Annotated in this window: 16 protein-coding genes; 7 read left to right on the top strand and 9 right to left on the bottom strand. The window is 68.5% G+C overall.

Annotation, left to right across the window (positions count from 1 at the left end):
• Nucleotides 1-197 precede the first annotated feature (197 nt).
• Complete coding sequence (gene htpX / locus ACE026_RS12045; RefSeq protein WP_486039185.1) at nucleotides 198-1,070, bottom strand: protease HtpX; 873 nt, start codon at nucleotides 1,068-1,070, stop codon at nucleotides 198-200.
• 93 nt (nucleotides 1,071-1,163) lie between these two features.
• Here htpX and gluQRS point away from each other — a divergent pair, with 93 nt between their 5' ends.
• The 3 genes from gluQRS to phaR all read left to right on the top strand — a co-directional run bounded on the left by gluQRS (nucleotide 1,164) and on the right by phaR (nucleotide 3,524).
• The gene (gluQRS, locus tag ACE026_RS12040; RefSeq protein WP_486039184.1) at nucleotides 1,164-2,069 is read left to right on the top strand and encodes a tRNA glutamyl-Q(34) synthetase GluQRS; all 906 of its coding nucleotides are present in this window, start codon (nucleotides 1,164-1,166) and stop codon (nucleotides 2,067-2,069) included.
• Nucleotides 2,070-2,122: 53 nt separating this feature from the next.
• Nucleotides 2,123-2,863: an acetoacetyl-CoA reductase gene (phbB, locus tag ACE026_RS12035; RefSeq protein WP_486039183.1), complete on the top strand. Its 741-nt coding sequence runs from the start codon at nucleotides 2,123-2,125 to the stop codon at nucleotides 2,861-2,863.
• A 121-nt stretch (nucleotides 2,864-2,984) separates the two neighbouring features.
• Nucleotides 2,985-3,524 carry a polyhydroxyalkanoate synthesis repressor PhaR gene (phaR, locus tag ACE026_RS12030; RefSeq protein WP_019182811.1) on the top strand — a complete coding sequence of 180 codons (540 nt, stop codon included), beginning with the start codon at nucleotides 2,985-2,987 and terminating at the stop codon, nucleotides 3,522-3,524.
• Nucleotides 3,525-3,640: 116 nt separating this feature from the next.
• Here the strand turns inward: phaR and ACE026_RS12025 are convergent, their stop codons facing one another.
• The 6 genes from ACE026_RS12025 to ACE026_RS12000 form a co-directional block, all read right to left on the bottom strand.
• Nucleotides 3,641-4,603 carry a TraB/GumN family protein gene (locus ACE026_RS12025; protein WP_486039231.1) on the bottom strand — a complete coding sequence of 321 codons (963 nt, stop codon included), beginning with the start codon at nucleotides 4,601-4,603 and terminating at the stop codon, nucleotides 3,641-3,643.
• Nucleotides 4,604-4,605: 2 nt separating this feature from the next.
• Entirely contained in the window at nucleotides 4,606-5,547 is a 942-nt protein-coding gene (locus ACE026_RS12020) for a DUF1684 domain-containing protein (protein WP_486039182.1), read from the bottom strand.
• A 10-nt stretch (nucleotides 5,548-5,557) separates the two neighbouring features.
• Nucleotides 5,558-7,429: a DNA mismatch repair endonuclease MutL gene (gene mutL, locus ACE026_RS12015; RefSeq protein WP_486039181.1), complete on the bottom strand. Its 1,872-nt coding sequence runs from the start codon at nucleotides 7,427-7,429 to the stop codon at nucleotides 5,558-5,560.
• A 107-nt stretch (nucleotides 7,430-7,536) separates the two neighbouring features.
• The gene (locus ACE026_RS12010) at nucleotides 7,537-9,129 is read right to left on the bottom strand and encodes an N-acetylmuramoyl-L-alanine amidase (RefSeq protein WP_486039230.1); all 1,593 of its coding nucleotides are present in this window, start codon (nucleotides 9,127-9,129) and stop codon (nucleotides 7,537-7,539) included.
• An 88-nt stretch (nucleotides 9,130-9,217) separates the two neighbouring features.
• Nucleotides 9,218-9,700, bottom strand: coding sequence for a tRNA (adenosine(37)-N6)-threonylcarbamoyltransferase complex ATPase subunit type 1 TsaE (tsaE, locus tag ACE026_RS12005; protein ID WP_259261485.1), 483 nt, complete (start codon nucleotides 9,698-9,700; stop codon nucleotides 9,218-9,220).
• A 2-nt stretch (nucleotides 9,701-9,702) separates the two neighbouring features.
• On the bottom strand, nucleotides 9,703-11,181 hold the full coding sequence (locus ACE026_RS12000) for an NAD(P)H-hydrate dehydratase (protein ID WP_486039180.1): 1,479 nt from the start codon (nucleotides 11,179-11,181) through the stop codon (nucleotides 9,703-9,705).
• Between the two features lie 72 nt (nucleotides 11,182-11,253).
• Here ACE026_RS12000 and queG point away from each other — a divergent pair, with 72 nt between their 5' ends.
• Nucleotides 11,254-12,342 (top strand): tRNA epoxyqueuosine(34) reductase QueG, encoded by a 1,089-nt coding sequence (gene queG, locus ACE026_RS11995; RefSeq protein ID WP_486039179.1) that lies wholly within the window; start codon nucleotides 11,254-11,256, stop codon nucleotides 12,340-12,342.
• Between the two features lie 60 nt (nucleotides 12,343-12,402).
• Entirely contained in the window at nucleotides 12,403-13,743 is a 1,341-nt protein-coding gene (gene xseA / locus ACE026_RS11990) for an exodeoxyribonuclease VII large subunit (protein ID WP_486039178.1), read from the top strand.
• A 46-nt stretch (nucleotides 13,744-13,789) separates the two neighbouring features.
• Here the strand turns inward: xseA and ACE026_RS11985 are convergent, their stop codons facing one another.
• Nucleotides 13,790-14,692 carry a M48 family metallopeptidase gene (locus ACE026_RS11985; RefSeq protein ID WP_486039177.1) on the bottom strand — a complete coding sequence of 301 codons (903 nt, stop codon included), beginning with the start codon at nucleotides 14,690-14,692 and terminating at the stop codon, nucleotides 13,790-13,792.
• A 106-nt stretch (nucleotides 14,693-14,798) separates the two neighbouring features.
• Nucleotides 14,799-16,697: a formylglycine-generating enzyme family protein gene (locus ACE026_RS11980; RefSeq protein ID WP_486039176.1), complete on the bottom strand. Its 1,899-nt coding sequence runs from the start codon at nucleotides 16,695-16,697 to the stop codon at nucleotides 14,799-14,801.
• A gap of 238 nt (nucleotides 16,698-16,935) precedes the next feature.
• On the opposite strand from ACE026_RS11980, the gene rnd reads away from it, so the two are divergent.
• Nucleotides 16,936-18,018, top strand: a complete 1,083-nt coding sequence (gene rnd / locus ACE026_RS11975; protein WP_486039175.1) for a ribonuclease D — start codon at nucleotides 16,936-16,938, stop codon at nucleotides 18,016-18,018.
• Between the two features lie 284 nt (nucleotides 18,019-18,302).
• Nucleotides 18,303-19,481 carry a serine hydrolase domain-containing protein gene (locus ACE026_RS11970; protein ID WP_486039174.1) on the top strand — a complete coding sequence of 393 codons (1,179 nt, stop codon included), beginning with the start codon at nucleotides 18,303-18,305 and terminating at the stop codon, nucleotides 19,479-19,481.
• Nucleotides 19,482-19,501 lie beyond the last annotated feature (20 nt).

The raw sequence follows: 19,501 nt of genomic DNA, 5'->3' as shown, positions 1-19,501 counted from the left end.
GCGCCATCCATGGCGCCCTGACGGTCTTGGCCCAGGCTACCCACCGGCCTCTCGACAGATCTCGATGTGGCGGATGGGAGAGCTCAACGCTCCTGACATCTACTGGACGGCACTGACATTTTTTGATCGCGGGCGCCCGCCCAACAAAAAACGCCCGGCGGGAGCCGGGCGTTCTGTTCTGCGCACTGCGGTGTGGGTTACACCACGGTGTTGTTGGCGGCGCGCAGGGCGGCGATGCGCTCGTCCAGCGGGGGGTGGCTCATGAACAGCTTCTTGGCCGCGCCGCCGGCGATGCCGAAGGCGGCGATCTGCGTCGGCAGGGTGCTCTGGCCGTGGTTGACCTTCAGGCGTTCCAGGGCGGCGATCATTTTCTGGCGGCCGGCCAGGTGGGCGCCGCCGGCGTCGGCGCGGAATTCGCGGTGACGGGAGAACCACATGGAGATCATGGTGGCGAACAGGCCGAACACCATTTCCAGGACGAACACGATGATGTAGTACGCAAAGCCGCGGCCGCCGCCTTCGCGGTTGCCGGACAGGGCGTTGTCGATGAAGCCGCCGACGATGCGGGCCAGGACGATCACGAAGGTGTTGAGTACGCCCTGCAGCAGGGCCATGGTGATCATGTCACCGTTGGCGACGTGGGCGATTTCATGGCCGAGCACGGCTTCGGCTTCGTCTTCGCTCATGTTGTGCAGCAGGCCGGTGGAGACGGCGACCAGGGCCTTGTTGCGGTTGGCGCCGGTGGCGAAGGCGTTGATTTCCGGGCCTTCGTACACCGCCACTTCGGGCATGCCGATGCCGGCTTCACGGGCCTGGCGCTCAACGGTGGCCAACAGCCAGCGTTCGGTCGGGTTGCGCGGCTCGGTGATCACGACGGCGCCGGTGGAGCGCTTGGCCATGAACTTGGAGAGCAGCAGCGAGATGAACGAGCCGCCGAAACCGAAGATGGCCGCGAAGACCAGCAGGCCGCTCATCTGGTTGGGATTGACGCCCAGTACCGACATCACGATGCCGGCCAGGATCAGCACCGCAAAGTTGGTCAGCAGGAAGAGAGCAATGCGACTGAACATGGGAAAAGGACGCTCATGGGAGGTTGATGAGTGCAAATCTGCGGTGACTTCAGCTTGAATTCAAGTCGCAAACTGACCGACGATTCATAGTCCATGTCTGATACCTCCTATTGCGGGCGCTTTGCGCCCTCGCCTACCGGCCCCCTGCACCCCGGCTCGCTGCTGGCGGCGCTCGGCAGTTGGCTGCTCGCCCGCCACGCCGGCGGCCAGTGGCTGGTGCGGGTGGAGGACGTCGATCCTCCTCGAACGGTGCCTGGCGCGGTGAGCGGCCAACTGGCCGCATTGGCCGCCTTCGGGCTGTGCAGTGACGGGCCGATCGTGCATCAGAGCCAGCGCGATGCGCTCTATCAGGAGGCGCTGGACCGGCTGCTGCGCGAGGGCAAGGCGTTTGCCTGCCATTGCAGCCGCAGCGAGCTGGCCGCGCAGGGCGGCATCCATCACCACTGCGTGGCCCGCGCCGCGCGTGCGCAACCGGCGGTGCGGCTGCGGGTGCCACCGGGCAGTGTGGTGGGATTCGATGATGGATTGCAGGGCCGAATCGTGCAGGACGTGCACGCCGAGGTCGGCGATTTCGTGCTGCGCCGGGCCGATGGCTACTGGGCCTATCAGCTGGCGGTGGTGGTCGACGATGGCGCGCAGCGCGTGACCGACGTGGTGCGCGGGGCGGACCTGCTCGATTCCACGCCGCGCCAGATCCTGCTGCAGCAGGCCCTGGGTTTGCCGACACCGCGCTACCTGCATCTGCCACTGCTGCTCGGCCCGGAGGGGCGCAAGCTCTCCAAGTCCGAGGCGGCGCTGCCGGTGGACCCCGCCCAGCCGCTGCCAGCGCTGCGCCGGGCATGGGCGCAGCTGGGCCAGGATCCGGCGATCGGTGCAGGGGCCGATGAGGTGGGCCTGTGGCTTCAGCAGGCGGCCGATGGCTTCGATCCGGCACGATTGCCACCGGGCGACATTCCGCTGCCGCACGCCGTTGGCGAGGGCGCCCCTTTTGCCCGCTGATGTTGCAGAATCCTGTTCCCCCTTGTTCGCCCTGCCTTTCGGAGTAGCTGCTCATGACATCTCGCGTCGCACTGGTCACCGGTGGTACCGGCGGTATCGGTACTGCCATCTGCCAACGCCTGGCCGACCAGGGCCATCGGGTCGCCACCAACTACCGTGACGAGGCCAAAGCCAAGGCCTGGCGCGAGAAGATGTTGGCGCGCGGCTGCGATGTGGCGATATTCCCGGGCGATGTGTCCGACCCCGGCACCGCCGAAAGCATGGTGCAGGCCGTTGAAGCGGCGCTGGGCCCGGTCGAGATCCTGATCAACAACGCCGGCATCACCCGCGATACCACCTTCCACCGCATGCGCGCGGACCAGTGGCACGACGTCATCAACACCAACCTCAATTCGGTGTTCAACGTCACCCGTCCGATCATCGAGGGCATGCGCCGCCGCGGCTGGGGCCGGGTCATCCAGATCAGCTCCATCAATGGCCTGAAGGGCCAGTACGGCCAAGCCAACTACGCTGCCGCCAAAGCCGGCATGCACGGCTTCACCATTTCGCTGGCGCGTGAGAATGCCGGCTTCGGCATCACCGTGAATACGATTTCGCCGGGCTACGTGGCCACCGACATGGTGATGGCCGTGCCGGACGAAGTGCGCGCCAAGATCATCGCCGACATCCCCACCGGCCGCCTCGGCAAGCCGGAGGAAATCGCCTACGCCGTGGCCTTCCTGGTCAACGAGGAAGCCTCGTGGATCACCGGCTCCAATCTGGACATCAACGGCGGCCACCACATGGGGTGGTAAGCGCCGAAATTGCTGCACTCCATGTTGCGCAACATAAATGCGGCCCCTTGCTACCTATGGCGGTTGCATAGGCTGCTGCACTGCGCCATGCTGCGCGCCTACTGTGATGAGTGACTGCTTCATGGCTGCGACCCGCATTATCAAGAAGTACCCGAACCGCCGGCTCTACGACACGGAAATCTCCAGCTACATCACCATAGAGGATGTGCGCCAGCTGATCCTGGACGGTGAGGACTTCGAGGTGCGTGACGCCAAGAGCGGCGATGACCTGACCCGCTCGGTGCTACTGCAGATCATCGCCGACCAGGAGCAGGACGGCGAACCGATGCTGTCTACCCAGCTGCTCAGCCAGCTGATCCGCTTCTATGGCGACTCGCTGCAGGGCTTCATGGGCAACTATCTGGAGCGCAGCATGCAGGTCTTCCTGGACCAGCAGCAGCAGTTCCGCCAGCAGATGGGCAATCTGCTCGGCCAGACCCCCTGGGCGATGATGAACCAGCTGACCGAGCGCAACATGGAGATGTGGCAGGACTTCCAGCGCAACATGGGCACCGGCTTCGGCGGCCGCCCGGGTGGCACTGGAACGGGTACCGGCACGGGTACGGGTACCGGCAAGAAGCCGGAAACGCCGGCACCGGGCGCAGGCAAGACCCGCCGCTAAGCCCCGGCTTGGCGCAACAAAGAAAAGGCGCAGCCCTCGGGCCGCGCCTTTTCTCGTTTCGGGGCCGGGTGAGGTCACTGTCGCCGGCCGACCCTATCGCCCTCCAACCGCGCGCATCAGCGCTTGGGCTTGGCGCAGCCGGTGCAGACGCGCTCCACCTTGTAGCCCTTGGCACGCAGCTTTTCGACCACACCGTCGTTGCCGAGCAGGTGCAACGTGCCCACCACCACCATCGTGCCGCCCTGCCCGGCCTGCAGATGCTGCTGCAGCTTGGGCACCCAGGCGTCGTTGCGGTCGGTGTTGATGCGCTTGTACAGCTGCGGGTACTGGCCGCGCATCTCGGTGGCCATCGAGGTCCACAGCAGTTTGTCGTCGCCACGGCGCCAGGCATCATGCAGCTTGCGCCCCATCTCGTCGCCCTTGCCGGCCTGTTCCAGCGCTTCGGCCACCATCTGCTGCTGCTCCTTGGCGGTCATTCCCGACAGCACCGCGATCTGGGTGTCGATGTCTTCCAGACCGGCGGTGGCCTTGCCTGCGCTCGCGGCGCGGGTCATGAAATGTCGATCCAGGCCGAGCGCGGGGTCCAGCCCCATTTTGGTGAACTGACTCAGGGTGATGGTCAGGCCGACGAACCACGGTTTCATGCCCTGCAGCTGGGCCAGCGGCAGTTTGTTCTCCTGCGCATAGGCCTGCAGCTTGGTCCAGGTTGCGGCGTCCAGGTCGCGCTTCAGCTCCGAGCCATCGGTGCGCATCGCGGCCTGCACCATTTTCTGCGCCAGCTGCGGCGATTCCATGTCCTGCGGCGACAGTTCGAACACCACCCGCTGGGAGGCCGTGAACGCCTGATCGATGTCCGGCGAGAGCGGGTAATCGCTCGGCTGCAGCAGATGGAACGAACCCAGCAGGTACAGGCGGCTGTCGCCCGGGCCGGTCACCTTCCACAGCAGCGGGACCGGCGGGGAAGCTTTCGTCGCTGCCGGCGCGCTCGGCGCCACGGGGCGCGCTTCAGCCCCGCCCGTACCGACCAACAGGCTCGCAGTGATCAGCAACGGGGATACGACACGCGACAACATCGAGATCATCAAGCCTCTCCTTCAGGGGCGTGGTACGCCTGCTCACCTGCGTCCACACGCAGGTCCAGGCGGTTTTCAGGGGGTGTCAGTGGACACGTCGCGAACGGCGTGAACGCGCACGGCGGGTTGTAGGCGTGATTGAAATCGATCACCACCCGGCCCTGCGCGTCGGGCGCGGGCAGATCCAGATAGCGGCCGGCCGGATAGCTGCCGTGGCCACTGGTGCGATCGCCAAAGATCACGAACAGCTCGCGGCCAGGCTCGCCGATCGCCTCCAGCCGCCAGGTGCGGCCGTCGCGCTCGAATTCCAGCGTGCCGGCATTGGGCATGTTCGTGGTCAGCCCGGTGATGTCCGCGATCGGCAGCGTCTTGCCGGCTGGATGTGGCACGAAGCGCGCGGTGATGCGCCAGGACGGGCCACCCGGCCAGTACGTCAGGCCGGTGAAGTTCGTCCGCGAGGGGGCATCGGCGTGCTTGACCCGCAGCGCGAAGCGCTCACCGCGATGGATCAGGCTGAGCCGGCCCTTGTCGTCATCGAAGGCGATGACGGTCGGCGCTGGATCGCGATCGCTGAAGAAGCGGATGCGGCCGGTGACCGGCTTGCCCTCCACGCGCATCGGCACGCCGCGCTCCGGCGTGAACCAGACGGTGCTGCCCTCGCGCGCGACCATGCCGAGCTTGTCCGGGCCGACCGCCAGGCGGATGCCGCTGCCCGGCCCACGCCCGATGTAGTGCGCCTTGTATTCCAGCCAGTGCAGACCGACCAGACTGGTCCAGCCATCGGCGGCGTGCAGCGCTTCGTAGCGCTGTTGGCGCCACTGCTGCTGTTCGGCCTCGAAGGCCGGATCGATCGCCACCTTCGCCGGTGCTGCCTCGTTCTTTTCGCCACACCCCGAGATGCTCACTGCCAGCAGCAACGCAGTCGCCCACACTCCCCAGTGCTTCCCCATGACCTTCCTCTCAGCGTCCACGCAGGAACCAGCGGTCGATTTCCGCCAGCGAAAAACGGGCCCAGGTCGGTCGGCCGTGATTGCACTGACCCGAGCGTTCGGTGATTTCCATGTCGCGCAGCAGGCCGTTCATTTCCGGCACGGTCAGGCGCCGGTTGGCGCGCACCGCGCCGTGGCAGGCCATGGTGGACAGCAGTTCGTCGCGGGCACTGGCAATGCGTCGGCTCTGCCCATGCTCGCGCAGGTCGGTGAGCACGTCGCGCAGCAACGCTTCGGGTTCGGCATTGGCCAGCAACGCCGGAATGCTGCGTACGTGCAGTGAACCGGGGCCGGCGCGGGTGATCTCAAAGCCCAGCGAGGTCAAGGTTTCGGCCTCGCGCTCGGCGGTATCGGCATCGCGTTCGCCCACCGCCAGGGTGATCGGCACCAGCAGCGGCTGCGCATGCAGGCCCATGCCATCGTGCGCGGTTTTCAGGCGTTCGTAGCCGATGCGTTCGTGCGCAGCGTGCATGTCCACCACAATCAGGCCTTCGGCGTTTTCGGCCAGGATGTAGATGCCATGCAACTGGGCAATCGCATAACCCAGCGGCGGCACGCCACTGTCGGCTGCGGTCACCGGCAGGCCGTTTTCGGTCGGCATCGGCGGCAGGCTGCTGGCCGCTGCGGTACCGCCCGGCGCGCCATACAGCGCTGCATAGGCGGACGGCGCATCAGCCACGCGTAGCCCCAACGGTGATTGCTGCGGGCGCCAGTCGCCGCCCATGCCACCGCCAGCGCCGTTGCCTGCGAGTGCATAGCCGGTACTGCCCGACGACGGCAGCCCGTAAGCGGGGGCCGCCGTGGCGGCACTCTCGGTGGCATGCACCTGGGGGCCGGCCGCGGTCATGCCGGCACGGGTTTCGGCCAGCGCTTCCTTGAGCGTGCGGTAGACGAAATCGTGGATCAGGCGCGAGTCGCGGAAGCGCACTTCATGCTTGGCCGGGTGCACGTTGACGTCCACGCGGGTCGGGTCGAGTTCCAGGAACAGCACATACGCCGGCTGACGGCCATGGAACAGCACGTCGCCGTAGGCCATTTTCACCGCATGGGCGACACTGCGGTCGCGCACCGAACGGCCGTTGACGTACAGGTACTGCTGATCGGTGCTGGCCCGCGAATAGTGCGGCTGCGCGATCCAGCCGTGCAGGCGCAGGCCGGCCCCACTGTGGTCCACCCGCAGCGCCTGGTTGGCGAAGTCTTCGCCCAGTGTTTCGCCCAGGCGCGCATCCGAGTACAGGTCGCCGGGCTTGTAGCGGCGCGAGGGCTTGCCGTTGTGCGACACGCGCAGCTCCACATCCGGGCGCGCCAGCGCGAGCGAGCGCAGCCACTCTTCGATATGGCCCAGCTCGGTGCGCTCGGCGCGCAGGAACTTGCGGCGCGCCGGCACGTTGTAGAACAGCTCGCGCACTTCCACCGTGGTGCCGGGCGCATGCGCGCGGGGGGTCACTTCGCCGAGCCGGCCGCCCTCGATCTGCAGGGCCGAACCGTGCTCGTCGATGGCGCGGCGCGAGCTCAGGGTGAAGCGGCTGACCGAGGCGATCGAGGGCAGCGCTTCGCCGCGGAAGCCGAGCGTCGCCACCGACTCCAGATCATCCAGGCTGGCGATCTTGCTGGTGGCGTGGCGCGACACCGCCAGCGGCAGCTCTTCCGGTGCGATGCCACCGCCGTCGTCGCGGATGCGGATCAACCGCACGCCGCCCTCTTCCAGGTCGATGTCGACGCGGGTGGCGCCGGCATCCAGCGCGTTTTCGACCAGTTCCTTGACCACGGACGCAGGGCGTTCGACCACTTCGCCGGCGGCGATCTGGTTGATCAGGATTTCAGGGAGTTGGCGGATGCTCATGCGCACCTCCGGGCAAGGGAGATGGCAGGCGTGGCAGCGGTGGGAGTTCGGGAAACGGACGTCATCCCGTGATGATAGCGTGCGCCGGGCAGTGCAGCCCGGAGGGGTTACTTGCTGCCGCCCGCCACGGTGCTGGCGGCATCGATTTCAGCCTGGGCGCGCGCGGCGTACAGGGTGCCCGGCGGCGGCTGACGGCTGAAGAAGGTATGCACACCGTCCAGCACTGCGCCGGCGATCTGGCGCTGGTAGGCCGGATCGATCAGGCGGCGCTCTTCATCGGGGTTGGAGATGAAGGCGGTTTCGACCAGCATCGCCGGCATGTCCGAGGTGCGCAGCACCGCGAAGTTCGCACGCTCGATGTTGGGCTTGTGGTTCTTGCCGATCCGCTTCAGGCCGCCCAGCACATGCCCGGCTGCGTCTTCGGAGGCCTTCATGTAACCGCTCTGGGCCAGATCCAGCAGCACGTTGGCCAGGGTGCCTTCGGTCTGCTGCAGGCGTACGCCACCGACCAGATCGGCGGCGTTTTCCTTGTCGGCCAGCCAGCGCGCACGCTGCGAGGAGGCGCCCTTGGTGGAGAGCACGTACACCGACGAGCCGGTTGCTGCCCGGTTCTCGGCGGCATCGGCGTGGATCGAGATGAACATGTCGGCCTTGGCCGCACGCGCCTTCTGCGCGCGCATCGGCAGCGGGATGAACACGTCGCTGTCGCGGGTCAGGTAGGCCTTCAGCCCGGGCGTCGCGTTGACCTGGCGGGCCAGTTCGCGTGCCACTGCCAGGGTGATGTCTTTTTCGCGCTTGCCGGTCGGGCCGACGGCGCCGGGATCCTGGCCGCCATGGCCGGGATCGATCGCGATCACCAGTGGACGCATGCCGGCGCGCATCTTCACGCGCGAAGCGTCGCTGGGCATGGCCGGACGCGGGTTGTCCTGCAGCGCCGGGGTCGGCGCGGGCGTCGGAACCGGCGCACTGGCCACGACCGCCGTGGTCGACTGGCCGGCCAGGATCGCGGCCGGCGACGCGCTGTTGCTGGCCGCGTTGGCGGTCCCTGCCGCAGCGACGTTGACAGTGGTGGCCGTCGCGGCAGCCGGGCCCGGCGCCGAGGTGGCGACCGTGGCGCTGGCCTGCTGGCGTACCGACGCGGTCAGCAAAGCGGTGGCGCGCGCGGCATCGCTGCGTGCCTGTGCAGTCTGGGCGGCGGTCGGTGCGGGGGTCTGTGCCGGCGCGGCGGCCGGCGTCGAAGCCGCTGGCGTGGGCAAAGGCGTTGCGGCCGGGGTGGGCGCGGGCGCACTGGCAACGGTGGTCGCGGCCGGCGCATCGCCCGGCCACTCGATCACCAAGCGCGACTCATCGCCCTGCTTGATCATCTGCGGGCGGAACGGGGCGACCGATTCGGCCAGATCGAACACCACGCGGAACGTGCCTGGCACCGGCTGCCCGGTGCGGACAGCGGTGACCACGCCCTTGGGCGCAGGCAGTTTGAGGTTGCGGATCGCGCTGGAGTCCGGGAAATCCACCACCAGGCGGTTCGGACCGGCCAGGGACAGGGTCTTGTAGCCCCCGCTGCCGGCCAGCGAAATCTCCGCACGGGTCCCGGTCGCACCGGTCTCCACGGCCACCTGGCGGACTTCGCCCGCCCACGACAGCGCGCTCGCCAGACAGAGTCCGACGGCAGTGCAGAGGGCGGCGAGTGATTTCCCCATTGGCATGGGTCTGGATTCAATCACCGCGCTGAATGAAATGCAACTCCTTTTCCCTTAATAATCCGTAACCTGCCGGTGTTTCCTAGTGTCAGCCGACAGAAAGGGCCTGCAAGTCACCCCCTTGGGGCAGCCGAGCGAGCCATTCACGACCGGCCGGACTGGTGGCGGTGAGCCGGGCGCGGCGCCCCTGGCCCTGGATATCCAGGGCCACTTCGAGGTCCGTCGGCGGCAATGCACCAGCACCGCGCTCGGGCCATTCGACCAGCCACAGCGAGGCGCTGCCTTCGTCCAGCCCGAGGAAATCCAGCTCCTGTGCGTTGCCGATCCGGTACAGATCCAGGTGCCAGGCCTCGTGGCCGTCGGCCAGCGGGTAGCGCTCCACCAGGGTGTAGGTCGGGCTGCGGATCGCCCCCTGCACGCCCAGTGCGCGCAGCAGTGCGCGGGCCAGGGTGGATTTGCCTGCGCCCAGGTCGCCCTGCAGCTGCATCACCGCCTGTGGCGGCCGGGTCGCGGCCAGCCATTGCCCAAGCAGGTCGGTGTCTTCGGTCTGCGCGAGGAAAAACTCGATCATGTTCAAACGTCCGGATTGACCAGTCGGCGCAGCGGCGCCAGCAGATCGGTGGGAAGCAGGCCCCGCTGGCCGTCACTGGCGGCGGCATCGCCGGCCAGGCTGTGCAGCAATGCGCCGGTGCTGGCGGCATCGAAGGCGCCCAGCCCCTGCGCGCGCAGGGCGGCAATGATGCCGGTGAGCAGGTCGCCCATGCCACCCACGGCCATGCCGGGATTGCCGGCGGCCATCACCCGCGGCAGCGCATCGGGCGCGGCGACCACGGTGCCGGCGCCCTTGAGCACCACCACCGCGTGGTAACGCTCGGCCAACGCTTTGGCCGCGGTGAAGCGGTCGGCCTGCACCTGCGCGGTGCTCAGCCCGAGCAGGCGCGCGGCCTCGCCCGGGTGCGGGGTCAGGATCGCGTCATGCAGCGGCTGCGGCGCCTTGGCCAGCAGGTTCAGGGCGTCGGCATCGACCACCAGCGGCTTGCCGCTGGCCAACACCTGGCGCCAGAGTTCGTGCGCCCAGTCGTCCTGGCCCAGGCCAGGCCCGATCGCGATCACACCGGCACGCGGCAGCAGGGCCTGCAGTTCCTGCGCATCCTGAACGGCATGCACCATCGCTTCGGGCAGGCGCGCCAGCAGCGGGGCGACATGCGGTGACTGGGTCGCCACACTGACCAGCCCTGCGCCCGCGCGCAACGCCGATTCACTGGCCAGCATCACCGCACCGCCGCTGCCGAGGTTGCCGCCCACGCACAGCACGTGGCCGGATTCGCCCTTGTGGGTGTTGGCGCGGCGCGCCGGCAGCTGCGCGCGCAGGCGCGGTTGCTGCCAGCACTCGGCGCTGTGCTGCACGCCTTCGCCAGCGTCTGCAGGCAGCGCCAGCGCGGCCAGGCGGCGACCGCCGACATGCTCCAGCGCTGCGCCGGTATACAGCCCCTGGTGGCGCACGATGAACTGCAGGGTGACCGTGGCCCGGACGGCAACACCCGGCACGTGACCGCTGCGCGCATCCACGCCGCTGGGCACGTCCAGCGACAGCACCGGCACGCCAGCGCCGTTGATGGCCCTGATCAGATCCACCGCAGCACCGGCCGGCGCGCGGTTCAGGCCGATGCCGAACAGCGCGTCCACCAGCAGGTCGATCGGCGGGAGAAGGCCATCGAAGCGCGCCACCGCACCGCCGGTGGCGATGAACGCCTGCTCGGCCTGCTGCGCCAACGTCGTGGCCGGCGCATCGGTGTCCAGCCGCAGCACCGTCACCGGGCGGCCGGCGTCACGGGCCAGACGGGCCAGCACGTAGCCATCGCCGCCGTTGTTGCCGGCCCCCACCACCACACCGATGCGCTGCGCCTGCGGCCAGCGCTCCAGCAGGCAGTGCCAGGCGGCCTGGCCGGCCTGTTCCATCAGCGAGGCACCCCCATCGCCCAGCAAGGCACTGGCCTGCGCATCCAGGCGGCGCGCAGCGGCGATATCGAACAGTTCAGCAAGCTCGGGCATGCCGGGATTCTATACTTGTCGCCCAGGCGCAGCCTTGCCGCGCCCTCCCCAGGCTCCGTTTCCGCCCAGGCCATGTCCGCCGTTCCCCTGCCCGCCCCCGTCCATCTGGCCCGTGCCGCCGAACGCATCCGTGCGATCGCGGGCGTGCACGGCTTCCAGCGCTGCGGGGTGTCCGGCATCGATCTGCGCGAAGACGAGGCACACCTGGCCGATTGGCTGGGCAAGGGCCTGTACGGCACGATGGAATGGATGGCGCGCCACGGCACGCTGCGCGCCCGGCCGGATGAACTGCTGCCGGGCACGGTGCGGGTGATCTCGGTCGGCATGGATTACGGCCACAAGGACGACGCTGAAGCCTGGGCCACCCTGCACGATGGTGACCGCGCCTACGTGGCGCGCTACGCGCTGGGCCGCGATTACCACAAGCTGATGCGCAACCGGCTGCAGAAGTTCGCCGACAGCATCGCCGCCGAGATCGGGCCGTTCGGCTACCGCGTGTTCGTTGATTCGGCCCCGGTGCTGGAGCGCGCGCTCGCCCGCAACGCCGGACTGGGCTGGATCGGCAAGCACACCTGCCTGATCGACAAGCAGGGCGGCTCGTGGTTCTTCATCGGCGAGATCTACGTCGACGTGCCGCTGCCGGTGGATACGCCGGCCACCGCACACTGCGGCACCTGCACGCGCTGCATCGATGTCTGCCCGACCCAGGCGATCATCGCGCCGCACCGCCTGGATGCACGCCGCTGCATCTCCTATCTCACCATCGAACACGACGGCGCGATTCCCGAGGAGATGCGCACGGCGATGGGCAACCGCATCTACGGCTGCGACGATTGCCAGCTGGTCTGCCCCTGGAACAAATTCGCCAAGCGCACCGACGAGCCGGATTTCCGGGCGCGCAACGCGCTGGACACCGCCTCGCTCGCCCAGCTGTTCGCCTGGGAAGAAGACGAGTTCCTGCGCCGTACCGAAGGCAGCCCGATCCGCCGCAGCGGGCATGAACGCTGGCTGCGCAACATCGCCGTGGCGCTGGGCAATGCCCCCACCCACGCCGAGACACTGGCCGCGCTGCACGCACGACGCGAGCATCCTTCAGCGATCGTGCGCGAGCATGTGGCCTGGGCACTGCAGCAGCACGAAGGCCGCACCGCCGCGGGATGAAGCATCGCCGCCGACGTGCGACCATGGCCCCCCGTTCGTACCGTTTGGCCTGATCCCTCCATGGACCGCAGCGCGCAGATTCTCACGCCCAGCCAGCTCAACATCCTGGCCCGCGACCTGCTGGAAGGCGCGTTTCCGCAGATCTGGGTGGAAGCCGAACTGGGCAGCGTGACGCGCCCGGCCTCGGGCCATTTATATTTCACGCTGAAGGACGCGCGCTCGCAGATCCGCGCGGCATTGTTCAAGCCCAAGAGCCAGTGGCTGAAGTTCGTGCCACGCGAAGGCATGCGCGTGCTCGCCCGTGGCCGGTTGACGCTGTACGAAGCACGCGGCGAGTACCAGATGGTGCTCGACCACATGGAAGAAGCCGGCGAAGGCGCCCTGCGCCGCGCCTTCGAACAGCTCAAGGCGCGGCTGGAGGCCGAGGGCCTGTTCGCGCCGGAGCGCAAACGACCGCTGCCGGCGCATGTGCGTCGTCTGGCGGTGATCACCTCGCCCACCGGCGCGGCGGTGCGCGACGTGCTCAGCGTGCTGGAACGGCGTTTCCCGATGCTCGAGGTCGATCTGCTGCCCAGCCTGGTGCAGGGCGACAGCGCTGCCGCGCAGATCACCTCGCTGCTGCATGCCGCCGATGCCAGCGGCCGCTATGACGTGATCCTGCTGACCCGCGGTGGCGGCTCGATGGAGGATCTCTGGGCCTTCAACGATGAGCAGCTGACCCGCGCGATCGCGGCCAGCCAGACCCCGGTGGTGTCTGCCGTGGGTCACGAAACCGACTTCAGCCTGGCCGACTTCGCCGCCGACCTGCGCGCGCCGACGCCGTCGGTCGCGGCCGAACTGCTGGTGCCTGATCAGCGTGACCTGCTGCTGCGTGTGCGTCGCCTCGATGCGCGTCTGGCGCAGCTGCAGCGGCACAGCCTGGGGCAAGCCATGCAGCGCGCGGACCGCGCCCTGCTCCGCCTCAACGCGCAGAGCCCGCAGTCTCGCCTGCAGCTGCTTCAGCGCCGCCAGCAGGACGTCGCGCGCCGCCTGCATGCAGCGTGGTCCACACAGCATCAAGGCCGCCTGGCCCAGCTGCGCCACGCAGCGGCCGTGCTGCGCAGCGGTCATCCGCAGCGCCGGCTGGATGCCCTGCGGGAGCGCCTGCAACGCCTGCAACCGCGTGCGGACAGTGCGATCGGTCGCCAGCTGCAGCGCGACGCCCTGCGCCTGCGGGCCCTCGCCCGCTCGATGGAAGCGGTCAGCCCGCTGGCCACCGTCGCGCGTGGTTACGCGATCCTGACCCGCGAGGACGATGGCAGCCTGGTGCGTTCACCGTTGCAGGTGCGCCCGGGCGACACGCTCAAGGCGCGCGTGCAGGATGGCGTGATCGATGTAACGGTCAACGAACCGGTGCGCTGATCCGGCGCACCGATCCGGCGCGCCCACGCCGCTGCGCGGTTCGCCTTCAACGCCCCGCGCTTTCGCAGAATTTCTGCCGGTATTCCATCGCCTTGGGCATCAACGCCTGCAGGTTCTGGATGCGCGTGCCCGGGTTGGGGTGGGTGGACGCGAATTCCGAGGTCGATTGCCCACCACTGGCCTGCCCCATCCGCTCCCACAGCGGAATCGCTTCCTGCGGATCGAAGCAGGCCGCCGCGGCCAGCATCAGGCCCACTTCATCGGCCTGAGTTTCATGGCTGCGCGCATACGGCAGCAGGTAGCCGTAGCCCATCGCCGACATCATCATCTGCTGTTGCTGCGGGTCCATGCCGCTGGCGGCACCGACCATCTGCCCGATCTGCGTCATCTTCTGCTGGGCCATGCGCTGTGCGCCATGGCGCAGCAAGGCGTGCGCGATTTCATGGCCCATCACCACCGCCATCGCATCCACCGTACGCGCCACCGGGATCAACCCGGTGTAGACCGCCATCTTGCCGCCCGGCAGGCAGAACGCATTGGCCTGCTCGGAGGGGATCACGTTGACTTCCCATTCGAAATCCCGCGCGAAATGGGCTGGCTTCAGGCCATGCTCTTCGGCGAGCGCGGTTTCCACCACGTCCACCTTGGCGATCAGGCGCTGGGCGATCGCCTGGATCTCGCGCGACTGCGGCGCACTGGGATCCAGCGGCCGCTCCTGCGCCAGGATCTCCTGGTAGGCCTGCAGGCCCAGCGCCTTTTCCTGGGTCGCATCGAGCGAGCTGTCGATCAGCACGCTCTCGCCGGTATACGGATCCACCGCACGGTTGGAGAACCAATAGAACGCGGCATAGCCGGCGAACGCCAGCAGCACCCACCAGCGGATGTTGCCGAACAGGCCCGGCCGCCGGGCGCGGCCCTGCTGCTGACCGCCGAATGGATCGTTGCGCATGCGCGTGGTTCCTGAGATGGCCGCGGCACCCTGCCCGACACTGTGCCAATCCTAGAACGCGCGCCGGGGGGCCGGGTGAAATCCCGTCACCTCTCGGCCCAGAGAATCAGATGCCGCGCACCAGCCGGAAGCCGATCCGTGCGCTGGTGGTGTCCGAATCCTGCGATTGCCGCCAGGCCGCGCGGGTCTGTGCCGGCGCATTGGCCCAGTTGCCACCGCGGATCACGCGCTGCCGGCAGCCCGGGTTGAACCACGCGACGCCATCGGACGGCGCACGCCGGTAGCTGGCATGCCAGCAGTCGGCCACCCATTCGCTCAGGTTGCCGGCAATGTCGTGCAGGCCCCACGGGTTGGGATCGAAGCTGGCCACCGGCGCCGGCCCCCAATACCCGTCGCCGTAGCCGACGAAGGCGTTGTACCAGTGCCGTCCGGAGGGCGAGACATCCTCGGCCCCGGTGAAGTTGCCGGCGCGCGCGGGCGGTGTGCCCGCATCGCCCCACGGGTACCGGCCGCTGCTGCCCGCACGCAGCGCGTATTCGAATTCGGCCTCGCTGGGCAGCCGGTACGAGCGCCCGGTCTGCTCGGACAGCCAGGTCGCGTAATTCTCGGCATCGCGCACACTGACGTGCATCACCGGCAGGTTGGCGATCGCCTCGGCCCCGTTGTAATCGGACTGCCAGTCCACCCCGCTGCGCCGGACGAAGTTGCCGCTGCGCTCGTCATACACGATTGAATGACCGCGCCGCGTGGCCCGTGGGCGGGTCTTGGTGGCCTGCACGTAACGGCGGAAATCGGCGACCGTCACTTCGGTGATCGACATCGCGAAACCGCGCTCGAAGCGCACGTAGTGCGCGGGCTTCTCGGCATCGGTCGCGCCGAGCTCGTTCTCGGCCGCGCCCATCTGGAAGCCGCCGTGCGGCACCACGATCATCTGCGGCCCGCGGCCGCCATCGCGCAGTGCATCGCTGAACACCTGCCGCGGCCGGAAGCTGCCGTAATGGGTGACCAGTTCGATGCGCTCGCGCAGCTGCCCCACGACAGGATCACCGGGCAGCGCGATGCGCAGGGCATCTTCCAGCTTCTGCCGGGCCGGCTTGAGTCCCTGCGGCGTGGCCAGATCGCGCAAGCCCTCGTTACGCAGCCGCGCCAGGGTGTCCGAGCGGATCTTCTCGATACGTTCGAAGGCATCGGCAATGGTGATGGAGGAGTCCCGGACCTTGGCCGCTTCGGCCAGCCAGGTACCGGCCGTCGCGAAGTCGGCCGCCAGCGCCGCCGTCTCGGCACGCCGGATCAGCGCGCTCTCGGCCGCTGCCAGCCCTTGCCGGGCGCGGGGGTTGTCCGCGTCCAGTGCGAGTGCTTCACGGAAATTGGGAATGGCGCCATCGCCGTCTTCGCCGATGCGGTCCGCGCGCAGATCGTCTTCGCCGGCGCGGTTGTAGGCCACCACGCGCTGGGCAATTTCCACCCGCGACTGCAGCTCGCGCACCTTGGGATCGTCCGGCGCCAGGGTCAGCAGTACCAAGGCCATCTCGCTGGCCTGGGCCAAGGCCTCGCGCTGCTTGAGCGGCCGCTGCAACAAGGCGGACGCCTCCTGCAGCAGGCGTTGCCGCGCGCGCTTCAGCCCGGCCTCGGCCAGGCGGTCTTTGGTATCGTGCTGCAGCAGTGCAAGCCAGATCGGGATCGCGTCCTCGGCGGTGCGGTACAGCCGGTCTTCCTCGAAGGCGCGTGCGGCGTCGCGGCGAGCCTGGACAACGTCGTCGTCAACGAGGGTGACGGCAGGTGGCTGCCAGCGCTCCACCGTCTCGGCAGCGTCCTCGCCTCCGATGGTGACCTGCGCCACCGGCGCGCTCGCTTTTGCCGGTGCGGCAGCCGGCTTGGCGGCCGGCGCTGCCGACGGAGCCGGCGCGGGCGCGGGAGAACATGCGGCCAGCATGCCCAACAGAGCAGTGAACAGCAGCGGCAATGGGCCTGACGGTCGCAAATGGGGGTCCTTGGGGCGTGTCATCGTCTTGCTGGTGCCCACGCCACGTCGCAAGCCGCCGCCCGGGGCGCGATGGCGATCCAGGGGGCATGCCGCAGGCGCAGGCAGGGGATCATCATAATCGCCACCGTCGCGGGGGGCGACCGTCCCCGGCCCGGCCGTTCATCACCGCACGGCAGGATGCCGGCCGTGGCGTGGCGTGGCGTGGCGTTAGGCTATCCTCCCCGACCTGAGCACCCCTTTGCAGTACATGGAATCCCACGTGGCTTACTGGATCAAAACCCCGGCGGAACTGGACGAGCGCTACCGCCAGCGCCCCACCCGCATCGGCCTGGACACCGAGTTCATCCGCGAACGCACCTACTGGCCGCAGCTGGCGCTGGTGCAGATGGCCGTCGGCGATGAAATCCTGCTGATCGACCCGCTGATCCCCGGCATGAACGAGGCCCTGGCCCCGTGGCTGGCCGACACCTCCATCCTCAAGATCATGCACAGCGCCAGCGAAGACCTGGTTACCTTCAAGGTCGCCTGCGGCGTGCTGCCGCGCCCGCTGTTCGATACCCAGATCGGTGCGTCGCTGGCCGGCATCGGCGGCGGCATGGGTTACCAGAAACTGGTCACGGCAGTCACCGGCGTCACCTTGGCCAAGGGCGAAACCCGCTCGGACTGGATGCGCCGCCCACTCTCGGAGGCGCAGCTGGAGTACGCCGCCGACGACGTGGAGTACCTGTTCCAGATCCACGACACCATCGAGGCACGCCTGGAGGAACTGGGCCGCCGCCAGTGGCTGCAGGACGATGCCGAGCGCCTGCTCGCCAGTGTCGAACACGATGAAGAGCGTTGGCCGCACGTGGCGATGCGCTCGGCGCAGTTCATGGATACCCCCGCGCAACTGCGTCTGCTGCGGCTGCTGCGCTGGCGCGACGTCCAGGCCCGCGCCAGCGACAAGCCGCGCAGCTGGGTGCTCGACAACGAACTGGCTGCGGTGCTCGCACGTACCCCGCCGGCCGATGTGGATGCGCTGTCCAAGCTGATGGAGGGCTTCCCGAAGGCCCCACGCAAGCTGGCCGCCCAGGTGTGGCAGGCGCTGATCACCCCGCTCGCCGACGAAGCCGAGGCACCGCTGGCGCTGCCGGCCAACGATGCCAACAAACAAGCCCTCAAGCGGCTGCAGGATGCCGTCAGCGCGCGCAGCGCCGAACTCGGTCTGCCCGATGGCGTGCTCGCCTCGCGCAAGCATCTGGAAAGCTACCTGGAAAGCCGCCAGTGGCCGACGGCGTTGGCCGGCTGGCGCCAAGCGCAGCTCGAACCGATCCTCTCGGCGCTGTTGCCGCCGACTGCATGAGCCTCACGCATCGGTGCGGATCTGACCGCACCGATGCGCCGCTCGCGTCACCTTGCGAGTGCACTGACGACGGACCACTGCCGTCGAATCCTGAACGAAGCGCACACCGTCCCTGACATGTCGTCATCGGCATGACCGCAGACACATACGCACGTTCAAACCGCATGCAAGAGTGAATCGCACGCAACGCTCCGCGCCTGCAACAGGCCCGGTCCGGACACGGCATCCCGCAGGACCGCGCCGTCGGCGCAGGTTCTGCCCACGCGGCTGCGCAAAGGACTCCCATGCATCTGATCGCGACTCGAAGGAACGCCCCCTCCCCTCGCCGCACCCCGCGCCGCCTGCAGCGCTGGCTCGGCGCGACCCTGCTGCTGGCGGCCACTACGGCCAGCGCTGCCGATGATCTGAACGAACGGCTCGCACAGGCCCTGCAGGGCACCGCCACGCCTGCGATTGGCGTGCTGGTCATCCGCGATGGCAAGATCGCCGAACATGCCGCGCATGGCGTCCGTCGCAATGATGCGACGACACCGGTCACCACGGACGATCAATGGATGATCGGCTCCACCGGCAAGCCGATCACGGTGGCGATGATCGCGCGGCTCGTTGAACAGGGTGTGCTGCGCTGGGATGCGCCGCTGTCGACCTTGTTGCCCGACCTTACCGCACAGATGCAGCCGGCCTACCGCAGCGTCACCCTGGTGCAGTTGCTCTCGCACCGCGCCGGCCTGCCGGAAAACCTCACCGACGCCGCCGCACTGGATGCGTTCTTCGTTGATACGCGGGCCCTGCCTGTGCAGCGCGAGGCTTACGTCAAGGCAGCCCTGGCCGAAGCGCCGGTGCATCCGCCCGGCACCGAATTCGCCTACAGCAACAGCGGCTTCCTGATCGCGGCGGTGATCGCCGAACGTGCCACCGGCAAGGACGTGGAAACGCTGATGCAGCGCGAAGTGTTCCAGCCGCTGGGCATGACCGGTGCCGGGTTCGGCCCGCCCCCGGCGGGGCCCCCGCTGGGCCATCGCGCCGGCAAGCCGGTGACCACCGCACCGCAGAAGGCCGATGACGGGGTGCCACCGATCTACACCGCCGCCGGCAATCTGCACATGCGCCTGCAGGATCTGGCGCTGTTCGCCATCGATCAGCTGGCCGGCAGCCAGGGCAAGGGCACGCTGCTGACGCCGGCCTCGTACGCGCTGATGCAGACCGCGCAGCCGGGCAGCGGATCCGGGCTGGACTGGGGCGTGCAGCCCTCGATTGCCGGCCGTCAGGGCCCGGTGCTGGTGCACGGCGGTTCGGACGGTAACTGGCTGGCCTGGGTGGTGCTGTTCCCCGGCCAGAACAACGGCGTGATCGCCATCGCCAATGCCGCCGAAGACATGGGCGCCGACCAGGCCACCATGGGCGTGCTGGGCGGATTGTTCGCCGAGCTGGCGCCGGCTGCAGCCGGGGCGCCCGCCAAGTAACAGAAACGACAACGCCCCCC

It is taken from the genome of Stenotrophomonas sp. AGC87 (genome assembly GCF_057333975.1).
This window is presented reverse-complemented; position numbering and strand designations above follow the sequence as displayed.

Bases quoted from the DNA above. Each gene is read 5' to 3' on its own strand.
- xseA (WP_486039178.1), top strand. From the start codon at position 12,403: ATGGACCGCAGCGCGCAGATTCTCACGCCCAGCCAGCTCAACATCCTG.
- ACE026_RS12010 (WP_486039230.1), bottom strand. From the start codon at position 9,129: ATGGGGAAATCACTCGCCGCCCTCTGCACTGCCGTCGGACTCTGTCTG.
- ACE026_RS12000 (WP_486039180.1), bottom strand. From the start codon at position 11,181: ATGCCCGAGCTTGCTGAACTGTTCGATATCGCCGCTGCGCGCCGCCTG.
- phbB (WP_486039183.1), top strand. From the start codon at position 2,123: ATGACATCTCGCGTCGCACTGGTCACCGGTGGTACCGGCGGTATCGGT.
- mutL (WP_486039181.1), bottom strand. From the start codon at position 7,429: ATGAGCATCCGCCAACTCCCTGAAATCCTGATCAACCAGATCGCCGCC.
- ACE026_RS12020 (WP_486039182.1), bottom strand. From the start codon at position 5,547: ATGGGGAAGCACTGGGGAGTGTGGGCGACTGCGTTGCTGCTGGCAGTG.
- phaR (WP_019182811.1), top strand. From the start codon at position 2,985: ATGGCTGCGACCCGCATTATCAAGAAGTACCCGAACCGCCGGCTCTAC.
- tsaE (WP_259261485.1), bottom strand. From the start codon at position 9,700: ATGATCGAGTTTTTCCTCGCGCAGACCGAAGACACCGACCTGCTTGGG.
- htpX (WP_486039185.1), bottom strand. From the start codon at position 1,070: ATGTTCAGTCGCATTGCTCTCTTCCTGCTGACCAACTTTGCGGTGCTG.
- queG (WP_486039179.1), top strand. From the start codon at position 11,254: ATGTCCGCCGTTCCCCTGCCCGCCCCCGTCCATCTGGCCCGTGCCGCC.
- ACE026_RS11970 (WP_486039174.1), top strand. From the start codon at position 18,303: ATGCATCTGATCGCGACTCGAAGGAACGCCCCCTCCCCTCGCCGCACC.
- gluQRS (WP_486039184.1), top strand. From the start codon at position 1,164: ATGTCTGATACCTCCTATTGCGGGCGCTTTGCGCCCTCGCCTACCGGC.
- ACE026_RS11980 (WP_486039176.1), bottom strand. From the start codon at position 16,697: ATGACACGCCCCAAGGACCCCCATTTGCGACCGTCAGGCCCATTGCCG.
- ACE026_RS11985 (WP_486039177.1), bottom strand. From the start codon at position 14,692: ATGCGCAACGATCCATTCGGCGGTCAGCAGCAGGGCCGCGCCCGGCGG.